This window comes from Pseudomonas sp. MM213, from assembly GCF_020423045.1.
Lineage (GTDB): Bacteria > Pseudomonadota > Gammaproteobacteria > Pseudomonadales > Pseudomonadaceae > Aquipseudomonas > Aquipseudomonas migulae.
In genome coordinates this window covers 2,096,579-2,115,082 of record NZ_CP081943.1, presented here as the reverse complement: position 1 = coordinate 2,115,082, position 18,504 = coordinate 2,096,579, and the positions used below count along the sequence as shown (strand labels likewise).

General features: G+C 59.3%; 16 protein-coding genes and 2 pseudogenes. 4 read left to right on the top strand and 14 right to left on the bottom strand.

Annotated elements, in window-relative coordinates; genetic code table 11:
• Window position 1: 1 nt before the first annotated feature.
• On the bottom strand, window positions 2-631 hold the full coding sequence (locus tag K5R88_RS09560) for an isochorismatase family cysteine hydrolase (protein ID WP_226299853.1): 630 nt from the start codon (window positions 629-631) through the stop codon (window positions 2-4).
• A 100-nt stretch (window positions 632-731) separates the two neighbouring features.
• On the opposite strand from K5R88_RS09560, the gene K5R88_RS09555 reads away from it, so the two are divergent.
• A complete protein-coding gene (locus tag K5R88_RS09555; protein WP_008042728.1) occupies window positions 732-1,238 on the top strand; it encodes a winged helix-turn-helix transcriptional regulator in 507 nt (168 codons plus the stop codon).
• Between the two features lie 47 nt (window positions 1,239-1,285).
• On the opposite strand, the gene K5R88_RS09550 is transcribed toward K5R88_RS09555, so the two are convergent.
• The 6 genes and pseudogenes from K5R88_RS09550 to K5R88_RS09525 form a co-directional block, all read right to left on the bottom strand.
• Window positions 1,286-2,455 carry a M20 aminoacylase family protein gene (locus tag K5R88_RS09550; protein WP_226299852.1) on the bottom strand — a complete coding sequence of 390 codons (1,170 nt, stop codon included), beginning with the start codon at window positions 2,453-2,455 and terminating at the stop codon, window positions 1,286-1,288.
• Window positions 2,456-2,480: 25 nt separating this feature from the next.
• Window positions 2,481-3,712: pseudogene (locus tag K5R88_RS09545) on the bottom strand (diaminopropionate ammonia-lyase).
• A 59-nt stretch (window positions 3,713-3,771) separates the two neighbouring features.
• The gene (locus tag K5R88_RS09540) at window positions 3,772-4,548 is read right to left on the bottom strand and encodes an amino acid ABC transporter ATP-binding protein (protein ID WP_008032422.1); all 777 of its coding nucleotides are present in this window, start codon (window positions 4,546-4,548) and stop codon (window positions 3,772-3,774) included.
• A complete protein-coding gene (locus K5R88_RS09535; protein WP_008032420.1) occupies window positions 4,541-5,206 on the bottom strand; it encodes an amino acid ABC transporter permease in 666 nt (221 codons plus the stop codon). The genes K5R88_RS09540 and K5R88_RS09535 overlap by 8 nt, the downstream gene beginning before the upstream one ends.
• A gap of 8 nt (window positions 5,207-5,214) precedes the next feature.
• Window positions 5,215-5,856, bottom strand: coding sequence for an amino acid ABC transporter permease (locus K5R88_RS09530; protein WP_008042731.1), 642 nt, complete (start codon window positions 5,854-5,856; stop codon window positions 5,215-5,217).
• A 115-nt stretch (window positions 5,857-5,971) separates the two neighbouring features.
• Complete coding sequence (locus tag K5R88_RS09525) at window positions 5,972-6,949, bottom strand: transporter substrate-binding domain-containing protein (protein WP_223414155.1); 978 nt, start codon at window positions 6,947-6,949, stop codon at window positions 5,972-5,974.
• Between the two features lie 260 nt (window positions 6,950-7,209).
• Between K5R88_RS09525 and K5R88_RS09520 the strand changes: the two genes are divergently transcribed.
• Window positions 7,210-7,674 (top strand): Lrp/AsnC family transcriptional regulator, encoded by a 465-nt coding sequence (locus tag K5R88_RS09520; RefSeq protein ID WP_226299851.1) that lies wholly within the window; start codon window positions 7,210-7,212, stop codon window positions 7,672-7,674.
• A 63-nt stretch (window positions 7,675-7,737) separates the two neighbouring features.
• Here the strand turns inward: K5R88_RS09520 and K5R88_RS09515 are convergent, their stop codons facing one another.
• The 6 genes from K5R88_RS09515 to K5R88_RS09490 all read right to left on the bottom strand — a co-directional run bounded on the left by K5R88_RS09515 (window position 7,738) and on the right by K5R88_RS09490 (window position 13,880).
• On the bottom strand, window positions 7,738-10,173 hold the full coding sequence (locus tag K5R88_RS09515; protein WP_226299850.1) for a TonB-dependent siderophore receptor: 2,436 nt from the start codon (window positions 10,171-10,173) through the stop codon (window positions 7,738-7,740).
• A 92-nt stretch (window positions 10,174-10,265) separates the two neighbouring features.
• Window positions 10,266-11,243 carry a FecR domain-containing protein gene (locus K5R88_RS09510; protein WP_226299849.1) on the bottom strand — a complete coding sequence of 326 codons (978 nt, stop codon included), beginning with the start codon at window positions 11,241-11,243 and terminating at the stop codon, window positions 10,266-10,268.
• Window positions 11,240-11,746, bottom strand: a complete 507-nt coding sequence (locus tag K5R88_RS09505; protein ID WP_223437405.1) for a sigma-70 family RNA polymerase sigma factor — start codon at window positions 11,744-11,746, stop codon at window positions 11,240-11,242. Before K5R88_RS09505 ends, K5R88_RS09510 begins: the two co-directional genes overlap by 4 nt.
• Window positions 11,747-11,916: 170 nt before the next feature.
• Window positions 11,917-12,591: a helix-turn-helix transcriptional regulator gene (locus K5R88_RS09500; RefSeq protein WP_226299848.1), complete on the bottom strand. Its 675-nt coding sequence runs from the start codon at window positions 12,589-12,591 to the stop codon at window positions 11,917-11,919.
• Between the two features lie 19 nt (window positions 12,592-12,610).
• Window positions 12,611-13,240, bottom strand: coding sequence for a hypothetical protein (locus tag K5R88_RS09495; protein WP_207286402.1), 630 nt, complete (start codon window positions 13,238-13,240; stop codon window positions 12,611-12,613).
• Between the two features lie 208 nt (window positions 13,241-13,448).
• A complete protein-coding gene (locus K5R88_RS09490; RefSeq protein ID WP_207286403.1) occupies window positions 13,449-13,880 on the bottom strand; it encodes a nuclear transport factor 2 family protein in 432 nt (143 codons plus the stop codon).
• A gap of 232 nt (window positions 13,881-14,112) precedes the next feature.
• Between K5R88_RS09490 and K5R88_RS09485 the strand changes: the two are divergent.
• Window positions 14,113-14,334 (top strand): annotated as a pseudogene (locus K5R88_RS09485) (hypothetical protein); the annotation flags it as partial.
• 310 nt (window positions 14,335-14,644) lie between these two features.
• On the opposite strand, the gene ilvD reads toward K5R88_RS09485, so the two are convergent.
• Window positions 14,645-16,327, bottom strand: a complete 1,683-nt coding sequence (ilvD, locus tag K5R88_RS09480; protein WP_008042755.1) for a dihydroxy-acid dehydratase — start codon at window positions 16,325-16,327, stop codon at window positions 14,645-14,647.
• Between the two features lie 385 nt (window positions 16,328-16,712).
• Here ilvD and mqo point away from each other — a divergent pair, with 385 nt between their 5' ends.
• Window positions 16,713-18,359 carry a malate dehydrogenase (quinone) gene (gene mqo, locus K5R88_RS09475; protein ID WP_207286405.1) on the top strand — a complete coding sequence of 549 codons (1,647 nt, stop codon included), beginning with the start codon at window positions 16,713-16,715 and terminating at the stop codon, window positions 18,357-18,359.
• The last annotated feature ends 145 nt before the right edge of the window (window positions 18,360-18,504 follow it).

Here is an 18,504-nt window from a genome sequence, read left to right as displayed (position 1 = left end):
GTTATTCCTGCCCTGCGAGGGCGGCGACGAGTTCGTCCGTGGTCACAATCGAATGGGCAAACGTGGGGCCGTTCAACTCGTGGGCGGCATGCATCATTTCCGGGCGGAAGGCGGCGGTCGCATCGCGCACCAGGGTGACGTGGTAACCCATTTCCGATGCATAGCGGGCGGTCGCTTCGATGCAGGTGTTGGCCAGCAGACCGACGATGATCACGTGGGTGACGCCTTTTTGCTTGAGGCGAAAATCCAGGTCGGTGTTGGCGAAACCGCTCGAACCCCAATGCTCCTGCACAACGATGTCACCGTCCTTTGGCGCAAAATCCGGATGCCATTCGCCGCCCCATTCCCCGCGAGCAAAGTGGTGCATGTGCATGATCTTGCACTGGGTCGGCGTTGGATGGTCCCAGCCCTCGTAGTCGCCGTGTTCCCAGCGATGGTGCGGTACGATGACGACCGGAATGTCGAGGGCGCGAACCGTGCGGTCGAGCGTGCGCAGGTTGTCGAGCAGGCCGACTTGCTCGGCGATCGGCTTGATCAGGGGAAAGACCTTGCCGCCTTCCGAGAGGAAATCGTTGTACGGATCGACCAGCAGATAGGCGATCCTGTTGAGCGGATAAAGGGCGTTCGACATGACGATGTTCTCCACAAAAGTTGAGTGACCGGTGCCGGGGACTTGCCTGGGCATCTTGTTGATATGATAATCATAGTTACAGAGAAAGAGGCAAGCCCGTATGTCGACCAACATTGCTGCTCCCGACACTCTATGCCCGATTGCGCGGGCCGAAACAGTCGTGGGCGACCGCTGGACCGTGCTGGTCCTGCGTGAGTTGTTCATGGGAAGTCATCGATATGACGAGATCCAGGCGCAGACCGGCGGCACCCCGCAAATGGTCGCTACACGCCTGAAAAACCTGGAAGCCGATGGCCTGGTAGAACGCCGCCTCTACAACGAACGGCCACCGCGCTACGAGTACCACCTCACCGCGAAAGGGCAGGCCTTCTACTCGGTGGTGTTGGCACTGCGTGCCTGGGGCGAAACCTGGTGCAAGTCGCCGGAAGAAGGGTTGGCGGTGGTGTACACCCACAAAACCTGTGGCGAGCCCGCCGGGTTAGGGCCGCTGTGCGCACATTGCGGTGAGCTGTTGCGCCGCGAAGAGTTGATCAGTGAGCAGAGCGCGGCATACCGCGCAGAGAGGCAGGCGCGGCGTGAGGCGTTCAAGGGCAGTCGAAGCGCGTAGCCACCCGACAGAAAAAGCAGCACGTTGGCGTGCTGCTCTGTGGCGGGTTATTCCGCAGCGAGTGCTGTACGGGCAACTTCGGCGAAATAGTGCGCCCCCGTGGCCAGCACATTGTCGTTGAAGTCATACCTGGCATTGTGAAGCGGAGTCCCCCCTTCATCCGCTGTGTCACCGTTGCCGATAAACACGAAATTGCCGGGTACGACCTGCAGGAACGCGCCGAAATCCTCTGAAATCATCATCGGCTGGATGTCCGCATTCACCCGGTCCGGGCCAACAATTCGGGTCGCCGCTGCGACAGCGATGGGGGTGCACTTTTCCCAGTTCACGGTGGGCGCGAATTCATGGGTGTATTCGAACTCGCACGATGCGCCGTGGAGCCTGCAAATGCCTTCGCAGATGTCTCGCATGCGCCTTTCCAGCATGGCCTGGACTTCGGGCGCGTAGCTGCGCGTGTCGCCCTTGATGACGACGTGGGTTGGAATCGCATTGCGGATGCCGTCGGTGATGAACTCTGTGCAGGAAATCACGGCCGGAACGCTCGGGTCGAGGTTGCGGGAAATCACCGTTTGCAGCGCCAGCACCACCTCGGAAGCGATGACGATCGGGTCAACCCCCATGTGCGGTCGTGCCGCGTGCGTGCCCTGGCCCTTGATACGGATAACGAAGTTGTCCTCACTGGCCATGATCCCTCCAGAGCGCGTCGCGATTGTGCCGGCAGGCAGCCCCGGCATGTTGTGAGCGCCGTAGATCGCATCCACCGGGAAACGATCAAACAGGCCATCAGCGATCATCGCTTTGGCGCCACAGCCGTGTTCTTCGGCGGGCTGGAAAATGAAGCGTACCGTTCCGTTGAAATCACGAGTGGTGGTCAGCAGCCTGGCGGCGCCGAGGATCATGGACATGTGGCCGTCATGACCGCAGGCATGCATTTTTCCTGCGGTTACCGAGGCGTGATGCCGCCCCGGAGCATCTTCGTGAATGTGCAGTGCATCCATGTCGGCCCGAAGCCCCACCACCGCCGGACTGTCTCCGACCTTCAAACTGGCGACCAGGCCTGTGCCGCCAATGCCCCGATGCACCTCAAGGCCCATCGACGCGAGCGCATCAGCCACGTAGTCGGAGGTGTGGATTTCCTCGAAACCGACTTCTGGATGTTGATGGAGGTGGTGACGCCAGCTGACCAGCTGCGCGTGAAACTCGTGGTCGTCGATCACTGCATGGGCTCCTGCGTTCTGTTGATCACACATTTTTTTGTAGTTGCCATTGGTGCTGACGGGCAGTGACCGCTTGCGCGGATTCACCCACCAGACGCTCGTAGACCGACGGGGCCGTCGCACCCTCGGTACTGATGATGAGCACTCGGGAGTCTCGGTCGATGCCGACCGTTTTGGCGGTCGCCGAATCGCGTAGCAGGATTTGAAGCGCTGCCAGGCCGGCCACCGCCGACTCACCGGCCACCACAGGAATGTCGGTCGGACTGCCGTGAGCCAGCTGCTGCATGGCAGACACGGCGTCGTCGTCGCTGATGGTCATAAAGAAATCTACGCACGGTTCGAGGAATCGCCAGGCGAGGGGAGAGGTTTCGCCGCAGGCGAGGCCAGCCATGACCGAGTCCACCGAGCCTGTTGCTTTGGCGGGCAGGCCCTGAACCGCACTTTGGTACAGGCAATCCGCTTGCCGGGGTTCGACCATGACGAAGACGGGACGCTGTTCCTGGTAAATTTCCCAGAGGTAACTGCTGATGCCCGCTGCCATTCCTCCCACCCCCCTTGCAGGAACACGTGGGTGAAAGGGCAGGTCGCCTGGGCCTTGCCCGTGGTTTGCTCGATCAACTCGGCGGCGATGGTGCCGTAGCCTTGCATCACGTCGCGAGGGACGATCTCGTAGCCCTCATACGAGGTGTCCGACACCACGGGCCAACCGTTTTGCTCTGCCACGGCGGCGGTATGTTCCACCGACTCGTCGTAGTTACCTTCAACCCGGATGATGCGGGCGCCATACGCGGCAATGGCCGCCTCGCGCTCCGTACTCACGTTGGCATGCAAAACGATGACGCATTGGCAGCCGACGCTTTGTGCCGCAGCCGCCAGGGCTCGCCCGTGATTGCCGTCAGTGGCACTGATGACCGTGAAATCATGCAGGCGCTGCCGATATTGACCGGTGATGAGCCCTTTGGGATCAAAGGATTCATGGGGCATCAGCCGCAGAATCAGCCGGATCAACGCGATCGGTGCGCCGAGTGCCTTGAAGCTGCCCAGGGGTGAACGTGTCGATTCGTCCTTGACCCAGAACCCGGCCACGCCGAGTTCTTCAGCCATGCCCGGAAGTTCCCACAGCGGTGTCGCCTTTTGGTTCAGGTGTTCCCAACTCGATAGCCAGTCTCGTGACTCATGGGCCGCGTCGACACTCATGATGTCCTGAAGGTGTTTTGGGTAGGTGCTGCGAGAGGCGCGTGGGTTAGCGAAAAACATAGCGGTTCCTTGTAACGCTGGAGAAAAGGCGTGCGCGTTTTGGCGAGTTCCAGGGGCAGTCATGCCGTGGTCGTTCTGTAACGCCCCAAAAATTGCCGAACGCGTTCACTGTCTGAGTTGGTAAAGAATTTTTCCGGTGCGGCTCTTTCAATGATCTGTCCTTTTTCAATGAACACGACCTCGTTGGAGACGGCGCGGGCAAATTCCATTTCATGGGTCACGATGACCATCGTGAAACCGTCCTCGGCCAGTGAGCGCATCACCGCCAGGACTTCCCCGACCAGTTCTGGATCGAGCGCAGATGTCGGTTCATCGAACAAGATGACTTGCGGGTTCATCGCCAAGGCTCGCGCAATGGCAACCCGCTGTCGTTGGCCTCCTGACAACGACCAGGGATAAGCATCGTGCTTGTGCGACAGGCCGACTTTCTCCAGCAGCGCAACCGCCTGATCGTTGGCCTCTTTGCGACTGACACCCATGACGTGAATAGGCGCCTCGGTGACATTCTGAAGCACCGTCAGATGGGGCCAGAGATTGAAGCTCTGGAACACCATGGCGGTTCTTGCGCGCATCGCCGCCAGTTCGCGATTGGACATGGCTTTGCCGCCGCCACTTTTAACGCCCATGCGATCACCGCCGATGTAGATTTCACCGGTATCAGGCACTTCCAGCCAGTTGATGCAACGCAACATGGTGGATTTGCCTGAGCCGGAAGAGCCCAGAATGCTGACAGTCTGTCCTCGCTCGACCTTGAGGTTGATGCCGCGAAGCACCTCAATGCCGGCGAAGTGTTTATGCAGGTCGCGGATTTCAACGACCGGGGCGGACTTATTCATGGACCAATCCTCTTTTCTGCGCTCGGCGACCCAGGCGACGAAGTAATGCCTCAACCAACAGGGTGATGGACCAATACAGTGCGATCACGAATATGAAGGGCGGCAACGGAACAAAATATTTGGCTTGTACAGCAGAGGCCGCAGCCGTCAGATCCATCAATGTGATGATCGACAGGAAGGCGGTGTCCTTCAGCAGGCAGACCAATTGGTTGCCAAAGAGCGGCCCGGAACGCATCACCATTTGCGGGAGGAGAATCCTCCAGTACATGTTTGAGTTGACGAAGCCGTGGGCATAGGCCGCTTCCGCCTGGCCTGCGGGCAGCGCGGTTCTTGCCGCCCGCAGGATCTCGGCGAAATAGGCACCGTGATACGTAATCAGGGCAATGAAACCCGCCGACCATACATCCAGGCTGATACCCAGGTTGGGAAGCCCGTAGTAAAGGAGGTACAGGAAGATCAGGAAGGGCAGCATTCGCATCAGGTCCAGCGCCCAGCGAACAAGCCGTCGAAACAGGTTGTCCTGTCCTTCCAGCAGGAAAGCGATAACGCAGGCCAACATAAATGAGCAGGCAGACGACACGCCAAAGAGTATGAGTGTGTTCTGCAGCCCGGCCGCGAACACGTCCAGGTTGTCCCACAGCATTTTGATTCCGTTCATGGGAGCCCCTACATGGCCAGGCGCTTGGCGCGCGAGTCTGCAATTCTCTGGAAGCGGACAAGTCCACCGATGATCACGATGTAAAGCAGGCCCGCCGCGAGGATGGGAGGAAGCGGATCGTAAGTGACGGCAGCGATCCGATTCGTCACGCGCGTCAGGTCCACAATGCCGATCATGGCGATCGCGGGACTGCTTTTGACCAACAGGGACATTTCGTTCACAAGCCCGGGAAGGCTGGTGGTCAACATCTGCGGGAGCATGATGCGGCGAAGTGTCAGCCCCGTGGTCATGCCGGCGGCTTTTGCCGCTTCCAGTTGTTCGCGCGAGAAACTGGTCAGGGCGCTGCGCCAGATCTCGGCGTTGAACGCCGTGGTGTTGAGGGTCATGGCCGCAATGGCCACCACCCGGGCGTCGACTTCCCAGCCGATGGAGGGCGCAATCACAAACAGAAACAGCACCAGCGTGACCATCGGTGTCGCTCTGATCAAACTGACATAGACCGCGAGGGCCTGGCTCAAGACCGGGATTTTTGCCGCCCGCAACATGGCAACAACCAGCCCCAGAATGATGCCAAGCACGATAGAAATGCCGGACACCCAAAGGGTCGTCCAGGCCGCGTACACAAGCGTGATCCAGTCACTGCTTTGCATTGAAAACATCCTTCGAACAAGTCTTTTGGCCGTCGGCTACCTGCCGGGTCAAAAGAACAATCTACTGACCTGACCATCGCTGACACTTCTTGCGCCAACGATGGCGGCTCTCAGGTTATTTCGCGGTCAGTTGAGTGAACTGTGGCGCAGAGGTAATTGGCTCGCGGGGCAGGTCATCGAACGACTGTCCGAGCCATTTTTTCTGCAGTTCGGCGAGCTTGCCGGTGTCACGCAAGTGGTTCACAAAACCACTCAGGTAATCGAGCAGTTCCTTGTTGCCCTTGGCCACTGGCCAGGCGATGTAGCCCATGCTTGAAGTGGCCTCGCCAACGGCGAACACCTGTGGACGTTCCTTCACCAGCATGTTGGCGGGCACGATCGAGTTCACAACGTAGTCGAGCCGGTGGTTCGCCAGGTCGGCATACGCCTCCGGGTAGGATTGGTACTGCACGATCTTGCCAATGGAACCGCCGGAGGCTTTGAGCTTTGCATCCAGCTGCGTCAATCGGGCCAGTTGCGCACCACCGGCCTGCACGCCGACGATCAACCCGGAAAGGTCCGAGACGCTTTTGATGCGGTCATCGTTTGCGCGCTTGATGTAATGCGAGACCTCAGGGGCGACCGGTGCCACGAAGTCAAAGGCGCCCAGGCGCTCCTCCGTAACACCGGCGCCAGTGATGGCGGCGTCGTACTTCCCTGAGGTGATACCCGCCAGCAGGCCGGTCCAGGGCATGATGTCCTGATTCACTTTGAATTGAGCGTACTTGCGCAGCTCCGCGATAACGTCCTTATGGAAACCCTCGGACTCACCGTCCTTTATAAATTCGAAAGGGTAATAACTGTCTTCGGTTGCAACGTTAAGTGTGCCGCGAGTGTTTATCTCTGCCAGGCTGGCTGCACTCGCTGCGCCGGTAATACCGAGGCTGAAGATAAGACTGGCTGCGCCAACGATAAGAAAACGACCGGCCTTTGAAATGATACGGCGGTCAACTCGACTTTCTTGAGCACTGTTCATCGTGAAACTCCCATCGGTTAAGTGGTGGGGCAGTACCAAACTAAAAGCTGCGATTGGGGGTGAGATGGCGTTAGTCATGCTTTCTCCGTTTTTATTGTTTTCGGCGGGTGGAGCGCAGCCCTTGCCTGACAAGCAGGTGGGATAAAACGATGCTAATGCTCAGGGGGCGCACGATTGCTCGAAAATCGCGGCGTCAAACGCACCATCGTTGCGTTTTCAGCATTTTGTTGCGCGGCGCTCAGGTCAAGTGCGTTGGTACAAGGGCTTGTGCGCAACGAATGAGCGTCCAGGTGCCTTTTCTGCTGTAATGGCTGGGCCCCCGGTGAAGGAGTTCCCCTATGCAGCTAGATGCCTATGACCGCAAAATTCTCAACTTCCTTCAGGAAAACAACCGGATTTCCCAGCGGGAACTGGCTGAGGGCGTGAACCTGTCTCCCTCGGCAGTCAATAGAAGAATTACCGCCCTCGAAGCGGCGGGAGTGATCAGATATAACGTGAGCATTGTCGACCCGGCAGCGGTCGGCCGACCGATCACCGTTATCGTCGAAGTTAAACTAGAGAATGAAAGACTTGATTTGCTGGATGAGATCAAGCGGCGCTTTGTGAGTTGTCCGCAAGTTCAGCAGGTTTATTATGTGGCGGGGGATTTTGACTTTTTGCTGGTGTTGAATGTACGAGACATGAGTGAGTACGAACAATTAACCAGAGAGTTGTTTTTCTTCGGAAACATCAAGCAGTTCAAAACGTTTGTCGCGATGCAGAATAATAAAAGAACGTTTGCGATACCTTTGGAAATTGAATGACCCTGAAACGGCCCTCCCTGCGACAGCAGCCGGAAGGAGGGCGTTGATGATCGATCGGCGGTGTTAGAACTCCGGCGTGTATTTCACGCTGAACATCACGTTGCGTGGTTCACCGTAGTTGTTGTTGCCGTTGATCTGGTTGTAGGCCGCCGTGTAGTAAGTCTTGTCAAACAGGTTGTTGGCGTTCATCGCCAGCTCGATCTCCGAGGAGAGTTGGTAACCGACACGGGCATTCCAGACGGTGTAACCCGGTACGTTGACGACGTGGTCGTAACCCAGCGTATGGCTTTGGGTCGTGAAGCCCAGGCCGGTACTCACACGGCTCCAGTCGCCACTGAACTGGTAGTTACCCCAGACGCGCAGCATGTGTTTCGGCGTCCACCAGCTGAAGACTTTGCCTTCGTTGTCCGGGTCCTTGAGGTACTTGGTGGTGTTGTAGGTATAACCGGCAAACAGTTGCAGACCGTCCAGCACTTCGCCGCTGATTTCGGCGTCGAGACCCTGGCTGCGTACTTTGCCGGATGCCTTCGAGCAGTACCAACCGTCGCAGTTTTGCCCACCGTCCATATCGAGCGTGGCGCGGTTTTCCTGGTCGTAACGGAACAACGCCAGGGACGTATTGACCCGGCCCTCCATCAACTCGCCCTTGAGACCCAACTCGTAGTTCGTACCGATGATCGGTTTGATTACCGAGCCGCTTGTACTGCGTTCGGTTTGCGGCGTGAACACGTCGGTGTAGCTGGCATAGACCGCCCATTCGCGACTCAAGTCATAGACGATACCGGCGAAGGGGGTGACTTCACCGTTTTCGTTGCTGGTGCTTTCAGGATCGGCGGTAATGCTGGTCGCGTCCTGGCGCCACGCTTGATAGCTGTAGTCGTACCAACTGACCCGTGAGCCGAGCACGAGGGTCAGCGGATCAATCGGTTTGACCCGCCAGCTGCCGTAGAGGCCTTTTTGGCGGATGTCATATTTGCTCGGTGTCCCACGGCCACCGGGGCTATTGAGCAAACCGTCGTAGCTGATTTCGGGACGGTTGTGATCAATGTCGAAGATGGTGTCGGCACTGTTATTGAAGGTTCGGGCGAATTTGTCGTCTGACGTGTATTTGGAATAGTTGCCGCCCACCATGATTTCCTGCTGCATGGACAAGGCTTCGAATTTGCCGTTGAGGTTCATGTCCAGAGCAACTTTGGTGGAGTCCATGTCCGTCACGAAGTCAGCGTACTGCACGCCGCTGCCATCGGCATTGATGCCGTTGCCACTGGATTGCACCCGTTGGTTTTTCGCTTTATTGGTTTCAGTCATGCGCACGGCGCCGACCTTGAAGGCCCAATCGTCGTTGAAACGGTGTTCCAGGTCGGTGTAGAGCGTGGTGACATCGATGTCCGAATGGTTCCACTTCGCCCCGGTGTACGTGCTGCGCGGCAGGTCGATGGGTTTACCGCCGGCGTAGCGGGGGAAGCCGCGCACGTTCGAGCGCGATTCGCCGTCGGACTGGCTGACTGCCAGGCCCAGGGTGGTGTCTTCACGCAGGTCGAAGTCCAGCGCGCCGTACAGCGAGGTGGTCTTGTACCATTCGGAATCGACGAACGAGTGGCTGTCGTCCTGGTCGGCAATGAAGCGCCCGCGCACGGTGCCGGCCTGGTTCAGCGGCCCGCCGGCGTCCAGTTGCAGACCGTAGTGGTCCCATGAGCCGGCCTTGCCGGTGAGGGTCACTATCGGTGCGGCCTGGCCGCGTTTGCGTACCAGGTTGACCGCGCCGCCAGGGCTGCCGGTGCCTTGCAGCAGGCCGGACGCGCCACGTAGCACTTCCATGCGATCGAAGAAAATCAGGTCCTGCGTGGCCCAGTTGCCCAGCGAGTAATAGTTGCGCGGAATCGGCACGCCGTCGTATTGCCAGTCATCGATCTGGAAACCACGCGAGCTCAGGATCAGGCCTCTGCCTACGCCTTGAGCACCGACCAGGCCGGTGGTCTTGTTGGCCGCGTCCTTGAGATCGACGATATCCTGATCGTCCATTTGCTTGCGGGTCATCACCGTGACCGACTGCGGGATTTCCTTGAGGGTGTGGGTGCCCTTGCCGATGGTCACCGCCCGCGCAGCGTAGGAGCCTGAGCCTTCGGTGGTGGCGTCGGTGCTGCGTTCGACGATGTTGGTCACGCCCAGCTGCAACGCTGCGCTGTTGTCCGGGGCTGGCTCGACGCTGAAGTTACCTTGCCCGGTCACTCGCAATTGCAGGCCGCTGCCCGACAACGCCTTTTGCATCGCCTGTTCCGCAGGCATCTGGCCGACCACTGCCGGGGCTTGTTTGCCCTGCACCAGCGAAGGCTCCAATGAAACGATATGGCCGCTCTGGCTGGCGATGGCATTCAGCGTGCTGGCGAGTGGGCCGGCCGGTAGGTTGAACATCAGGTCTTGCGCCTGCGACAGGGCAGGGCTCGCCAGGGTTGCCAGGGCGACAGCGGCGGAAAGGGCATGGGGCCACGGGTTGAACACAGCGTTCTCCTGAAAATGTGGAAGTGTCAGGAGATAGGTGGGACGAGAAATGAAAACCGGACACGAATGAGAGTTATTTTCAAAAAAATTTATCAGCGCGACTCTTTTGCACGTATCAGCGTCAACCATGGGCTGTAGCGATCCACGCGAATCGGCAGGGTTTCCGCCAGGGCCGTGAACACCCGATCCGGATCGTTCAACGGGAATACGCCCTGGACGCGCAAGCCGCGAACCTCGGGAGCCACGCGGACAAAACCCCGGCTGTACGGGCGCAGCGCATCGACGACCTGTTCCAGGGGATCGTCCAGCACGTTCAATCGCCCGCTGAGCCAATCGGCGCGATGACGCTGATCGCCGGCCACCGGGACAATTTTCCCTGCATACAACAAGGCCGATTGACCTTCCTGCAGGTCAAGTGTCGTGCCGTCGAACAGACGGGCTTCGATGGAGTGTTGCAGCACCACAACGCGAGTCGCGTCTTGTTCCTGAGCCACCAGGAAACGGGTGCCCAGTGCCCGTATTTCACCTTGAGCGGTGCGCACCCGCAGCGGACGCAGGGGGTCGGCCGCTACCTGAATCACCAGCTCGCCGTGGCGCAGAATCACCAGCCTTTGCTTGTCATCGAAGCGCAGGTCCACCGCGCTGTTCGCGTTCAGACTCAGGCGGCTGCCGTCGGCTAGCGTGAAGTCCTGACGCTGGCCACGGCCGGTGTGCAGATCCGCCAGCAGCGAGTCACCCAGCGGGCTGCGGATGCCGAGCCACGCGCCGCCGCCCAGCAGGCCCAGGCCCGCGATCACGCGGAGCGCATCGCGGCGTGAACCGTGGGGCTGCAACAGTAGTTGCCGCGCTTCGTTGGCTTGACCAGGCAGGCGCCGATCCAGGGCACGAATCGTGTTGAAGGAACCGCCAAGGCGTTCCTGCAAGGTGGCCCAGGCCCGGGCGTGTGCGGGGTCCATCGCCAGCCATGCGTTGAACCGTTCTTGCAGTGCGGCATCGGGCTTGCCGGCACGAAGGCTCACCATCCAGTCGATGGCCTGCTCGCTGACCGGATCAAGGCGCGGCGTGCTCATGGCGTCAACTCGCTCAGGTAGCACTGACGCAATGCCTGTTTCATGTAGCGGCTGACCGTGCGTTCCGAAAGCCCCATTTTGTGGGCAATCGCCACGTAGCTCAGACCGTCCAGCTGGCTGTAGAGGAACGTGGCTTTGACGACCAGTGGCAAGCCGTCGAGCGCCCGGTCGATCGCGACCAGGGCTTCGATCAGTTGCAACTGTTCTTCAGGGGAGGGGGCAAACGCCTCGGGCAGCGTGGACAGGCGTTCGAGGTAGGCCAGTTCCAGCTTGCGCCGGCGATGACGGTCAAAGATCAGTCGTCGGGCAATGGTCGACAGGTACGCGCGAGGTTGTTCGATGCTGTCGGGGTCTACCCGGGCCACCAGCATCTGGCAAAACGTATCGGCGGCGGTGTCCTCAGCGTCCGCGTGATTGCGCAGGCGCCGCTGGATATGCTGCAGCAGCCAGCGATGATGGTCGCTGAAAAAGAAGCCCAGCTTGCTGGTCGGAGGAACTTGCACCGGTTGGCTTTCCAGATGTTAGTGTGAATCGTTCTCAATACTACCTTTGAGAGGATCGCCACTGCAATCTCTGACTTCGCTGGATGCCATCCGGCCAACGCTGCCTCGACCTGGATAGGGGAGGCGGTGAGGTGTACGCGTCTTACGATCCGGGCGATGTCGAAGACGGCTCAATCATCAACCGGATCTGTTTGCTCAGAAGGCCGCTCGTTATCGGGCTCGGCGGCCGTTTCTGCGCTTGGTCGAAGCTTGAACCGGCAGACGTTACCGCCGCGCACCATGCATTCCGTGTGATCGACTTCTGCGCCGCCCAGCGTGCCGATCAAGGCCAGGTCCAGTTCACAGACCACCGGATGGGCCTCTGCGAGTCGGTGAAAAACGCAGTTGTGCGCGACGATTTCCGGGTCACCGCTGGAGCGAAAGAACACCTCCGACTGGTATCCCGCCTGGTTCATGTGTTGCACGATCCTGGCTTCGTCGACCACCTGTGATTCACGATCCAGCGCCAGTTTTCGGCCCATGCTGCGCATCAGCGTGGCCAGCGCTTCGGGACCGATGATGCCGGCCACTTCATCGATCAGCACACTCGCCAGCATCTGATACTGGCGAGGAAACTGCTCCTTGGCATGGTCGGTGAGCCGGTACAGTTGCTCTGGACGCCGGCCCGTCGGCCGGGTTTCGCCCCGCAACACCAGGCCGTCACGCTCAAGCGCCGCCAGATGCTGGCGAATCGCAGTGCGCGTGACGGCCAGTTGTTCGGCCAACTCGTCAATGCTCATGCCGCTCGCATGGTGCAGCAGCGCATTGAGCAGGTCTTGCTGTGTCCGGCCCAGTCCTTCCAGCATGGTGTGTCCTCGCCCGACGTCAGAACTTGTCCGGGAACTGCTTGACCAGTGCCGCCGTCAGCGCGTCGGCCAGCGCCAGGATATGGCCACGCATCATGTGCCAGGTCCGCGCTTCGCCCGCGTAATCGTGTGCGGCGAGTTCATCGATCTGCGCGACATGATGACCCCCGTGAGCACCGAGCATGGCAACCAGCGTGGCTTCAGGCAAGTTGGGGTTGGCTTTGGCCAGGAACGCGGCAATCGCCTTGGCATTGCTGGTCAGGTCCGCGACGGCGGCTTGCTTGCCTTTGCCGTCTTTGGCGACCGTTGCATCGCTATAGTGCTTCACCGCGCCCCAGTGGCCGGCCAGCAATTTGAGCAACTGATCGGCAGCAGGCTGACCGTAGAGCGGGGCGATGCTATTGGCGATTTTGGTCGCATTGTCGACCACCTGATCGGCGGCGACTTTGGCTTGCTGCTTGTCGGCAGCCTGATTGGCGATGGCGTAGTTTCTGATCCAGAACACATGTTCGACCCACAGGTCGCGCAAGGCCAGGCGTGTGGTCAATGCAACGCTGTCAGGCGCAGCCGTTGAGGCGGGCGGCGTCTGACTCCAGACCGGTTGAGCACAGAACGCCAACAGCATTAAAGCCAGGATCTTGATATTCATGACGGCACCCTCGGGAAGTGGGATTGTTCGACAATATCAATTTAAGCATAAAAATATGTTTTTATCGGGCGCACGCCCCGCGCGCAGATCAACGGTCATTGTAGGAGCGAGCCCGCTCGCGATGAACGTCAACGATGACGCAGTTTGCCTGAATCAACGCGGCGCTTATGGGGGCATCGCGAGCGGGCTCGCTCCTACACAACCCAAATCAGAACTTGAACGCCTGACGCCCGACCAGCAGCCAGTGGCCTTTCTGTTTCTGCCAGATCTGGAAGTTCTCGATTTCGGTCGGAATCACTTCAGTGCCTTTCAGCGCCTGTGCCGAGAAATGGTTGCGAACCAACGCCACGTCACCGGACAGGGTGATGGTCTGGTTTTGCATTTCGAGGGTCTTGAAGGCGCTTCGACCGGTTTCGATGTCGGCGATGTATTCCTGCTTGTTCTGGATTTTCCCGCTGGAATGCCCGTAGGTCAGGTTTTCGGCGGTCAGAGCGTTCAGTTCGGAAATGTTCTTTTTCAGCATGGCCTGGGTCAGGTGGTCGACAGCCTGGGCCACGTCTTTTTCAGCGGCGGACGGGGCGGCCGCGACATAGCCACTGAACAGGCACAGAAATCCAACCACCAATTTCGCTTTTTTCATGGGTGTTTCCTTGTTGTTGTGGGTGATCGAGTGATGAACATAAAGATCATTCATCAGTCGTCGTACAACCTAGCATGCGCTGAGAAAAAAACGAACATGGCCAGGGGGAATTACCGCATGTCGTAAAAACCGCACGAACGCAAACAGCCCTTCAATTGCGCTGTGGCGCAGTCAATAACCTGTTCAGAAACCATGCGCGAATGGCCGCACCCACTGACAGGAGACCCACAGAGTGTCGATAAATTTACGATTGCTCTTGCTGATCGGCACCGGCCTGCTCACGGCCGTGATCATTAGCCTGGTCAGTTACCTGGGAAATTCGCAAATGGCGACCGCAGTGAATGACAACGAGGTCAGCATGACCGCGCTGCGCAATCACCTCGAAGCCGACATGATGCATGACGCGTTACGCGCGGATGACCTGTCGGCGATGGCGGGGAAATTGTCGCAGTCGGTGGATCGGTTTCGCCTCTGAAAATGAACGCGACCCTGTAGGAGCCGGCTTGCTGGCGATAGGAGCAACGCGGTTTGACGGGATACCGCGTTGTTAGCATCGCCAGCAAGCCGGCTCCTACAAGTATTTGTCGGTGACGGCACCCTCGACGACGGATGATCTGTCAGCGCTGGCGGGGAAATTGTCGCAGTCGGTGGACCGGCTTCGCCTGTGAAAATAAACACGCCCCTGTAGGAGCCGGCTTGCTGGCGATAGGAGCAACTCGGTTTGATGGGATACCGCGTTGTTAGCATCGCCAGCAAGCCGGCTCCTACAAGTATTTGTCGGTGACGGCACCCTCGGAGGCGCTGGACACCGTCTTCGCATACTTCGCCAACACCCCGCGTTTGTACCTGGATTCCGGTCGCACCCAGCGCGTTTTGCGCTCGGCCAGTTCGGCATCGGAAACGCCGACCGTGATCTGCCGGGTTTCGGCATCGATGGTGATTTTGTCGCCATCTTCGATCAACGCAATCGGCCCGCCATCAAACGCTTCCGGCGTGATATGCCCCACCACAAAACCATGGGAACCCCCGGAAAAGCGGCCATCGGTAATCAGCGCAACATCCTTGCCCAACCCCTTGCCCATGACCGCCGACGTCGGCGAGAGCATTTCGCGCATGCCCGGGCCACCCTTGGGCCCTTCATAGCGAATCACGATCACATCGCCCGCTTTCACTTCGCCATTGAGAATCCCGGCCAGCGCACCTTCTTCGCCGTGGTAGACCCGCGCCGTACCTTCAAAGCGCAAACCTTCCTTGCCCGTGATCTTGGCCACCGCGCCGGTGGGCGAAAGGTTGCCGCGCAGCACCACCAGGTGCGAGTCCTTTTTCACCGGCTGGTCGAAGGGCAGAATCACGTCCTGGCCTTCCGGATAATCCGCCACGTTTTCGAGGTTTTCCGCGAGGGTCTTGCCGGTCACCGTCATCGCATCGCCATGCAACATGCCGGCCGCGAGCATGCGCTTCATCAGCGGTTGAATGCCGCCGATGGCGACCAGTTCGCTCATCATGTATTTGCCGCTGGGGCGCAGGTCGGCCACCACTGGCGAGACTTTGCCCAACTCGACGAAATCATCCAGCGTCAACTCGACATCCACCGCGTGCGCCATGGCCAACAGATGCAGCACCGCATTGGTGGAGCCGGCGAGGGCGATGACCACGCGGATCGCATTTTCGAAGGCTTTGCGGGTCATGATGTCGCGAGGTTTGAGGTCCAGCTTCAACAACTCCATGACCTGCTGGCCGGCGCGGAAACTGTCCGAGGCCTTGTCGCTGCCGACGGCATCCTGAGAGCTGGAACCGGGCAGGCTCATGCCCAGCGCTTCAATGGCCGAGGCCATGGTGTTGGCCGTGTACATCCCGCCGCAGGAACCGGGGCCGGGAATCGCCACTTCCTCGATCTGCTTGACCTGGATTTCGTTGATGTCGCCACGCGCATTCTGGCCCACGGCTTCGAACACGGAAATGATGTCGGTGTGGCCGGCGCCGGGCCGAATCGTCCCGCCATAGACGAAGATGGAAGGGCGGTTCAGCCGCGCCATGCCGATCAGGCAGCCCGGCATGTTCTTGTCGCAACCGCCCACGGTCACCAGGCCGTCGAAGCCTTCGCAACCGGCCACGACCTCGATGGAATCGGCAATCACCTCGCGTGACACCAGCGAATACTTCATGCCTTCCGTGCCGTTGGCGATGCCGTCGGAAATGGTGATGGTGTTGAAAATGACGCCCTTGGCCCCGGCGGCATTCGCGCCTTTCTCGGCTTCGACCGCCAGTTTGTCGATGTGCATGTTGCACGGCGTGACCATCGCCCACGTCGAGGCGATGCCGATCTGCGGCTTCTTGAAGTCCTCGTCGGTGAAACCCACGGCCCGCAGCATCGAGCGACCGGGCGCACGCTCCACGCCATCGACCACTTGAGAGGAATATTTGCGCAGATCGTTTTTATCGCTCATGACTGCTCCTCACCGGTTCATCGAAAAAACAGGTTGAGTATAGTGGCCCCGGCGCGCGTGTTCGGACTATCAGGTCGGGAACAGACGCGCGGGTTTGCTCCGGCGTGATATTCTTCACCTCAACTTGGTTTGACCTATTCAGTTTGCGTGTCCTCGAGACGCGCCAACAGAATCACTGTCGCTCAAGTAGCTGAAGCCAATAAAGATAAAAAGTCAGTTCAGTAGGGACATATAAACTGAGGTCGATGGATCACGTCGGCCTTGTGTGCCCACCCTCCGGATCTCATGTGCGAGCCCCCACGACATTTGCCTGAATGCCGTGTGAAACAAGGGTTTCGTCGTGAGGATGGAAGGGCGGATGACGTTTTATCAAAGGTGCTACAAGATGTTTAAGAAAATGAACACGGCCCTGCTGGGGCTGGCTTTGTCGATGGGGATCACGTCCGCTCACGCGGAAGAGGCAAAGAAAGTCGATGTGCTGCTGATCGGCGGCGGCATCATGAGCGCGACCCTCGGTGTATGGCTCAATGAGCTGGAACCTGGCACCTCGATGGAAATGATCGAGCGCCTCGACGGCGTCGCCCTGGAAAGCTCCAACGGCTGGAACAACGCCGGTACCGGTCACTCCGCCCTGGCCGAGTTGAACTACACCCCGGAAGACGACAAGGGCAATGTCTCGATCCCGAAAGCCGTTGAAATCAACGAAGCGTTCCAGATCTCCCGTCAGTTCTGGGCCTGGCAGGTTCAGCAAGGCGTGCTGAAAAACCCGCGTTCGTTCATCAACTCCACACCGCACATGAGCTTCGTGTGGGGCGATGACAACATCAAGTTCCTGAAAAAGCGCTATGAAGCCCTGCAAGCGAGCCCGCTGTTCGCCGGCATGCAGTACTCGGAAGACCCGGCGCAGATCGCCAAGTGGGTTCCGCTGATGATGGAAGGGCGCGACCCGAACCAGAAAATCGCGGCCACCTGGTCCCCGATCGGCACCGACGTGAACTTCGGCGAGATCACCCGCCAGTTCGTTGCGCACCTGCAAACCACCCCGAAATTCGACTTGAAACTGTCTAGCGAAGTGCAAGACATCACCAAGAACGAAGACGGCACCTGGCGCGTCAGCTACAAAAACCTGAAAGACGGCAGCAAGTCCGAAACCGACGCCAAGTTCGTGTTCATCGGCGCGGGCGGCGGTGCCTTGCACCTGCTGCAGAAGTCCGGCATTCCTGAAGCCAAGGAATACGCAGGCTTCCCGGTCGGCGGCTCGTTCCTCGTCACCGAAAACCCGACTATCGCCGAGCAACACCTGGCCAAGGCCTACGGCAAAGCCTCCGTTGGCGCACCGCCGATGTCGGTTCCGCACCTGGACACCCGTGTCCTGGACGGCAAGCGCGTGATCCTGTTTGGCCCATTCGCGACCTTCAGCACCAAGTTCCTCAAAGAAGGCTCGTACCTGGACCTGCTGACCACCACCACCACGCACAACGTGTGGCCAATGACCAAGGTCGGCATCAAGGAATACCCGCTGGTCGAGTACCTTGCCGGTCAGCTGATGCTGTCTGACGAAGACCGCCTCAACGCCCTGAAAGAATACTTCCCGAACGCCAAGGCTGAAGACTGGCGCCTGTGGCAAGCCGGCCAGCGCGTGCAAATCATCAAGCGTGATGAAGCCGCCGGTGGCGTGCTGAAACTGGGCACCGAAATCGTTGCTTCCGCTGACGGCACCATTGCCGGCCTGCTGGGTGCTTCGCCAGGTGCTTCGACTGCTGCGCCGATCATGCTGACCGTGCTGCAGAAAGTGTTCAAGGACAAGGTCGCTTCGCCGGCCTGGCAGGAAAAACTGCACCAGATCGTGCCGAGCTACGGCACTCAGCTGAATGGCAGTCCTGAGAAGGTTGCACAAGAGTGGGCTTACACCGCCAAGGTCCTGCAACTGACCCCGCCACCGGCGATCGGTCAAGTAGCGGCCCCGGCAGCTGCCCCGGCTGAAGCGCCAAAAGCGCCGAAGGCAAACGCTGCAACTGATATGGCTCTGTAACTAGACGCCCAGTCAAAAAGCCCACTGCACCGGTGACGGTCAGTGGGCTTTTTTGTGTCTGGAATTCGGGGCTGGCGGGTAGCTTTCGCGTGCCCTCACGCAACTTGCAAAAGCAATGCGAATGGGGCTAGATCGCCTGCAAACG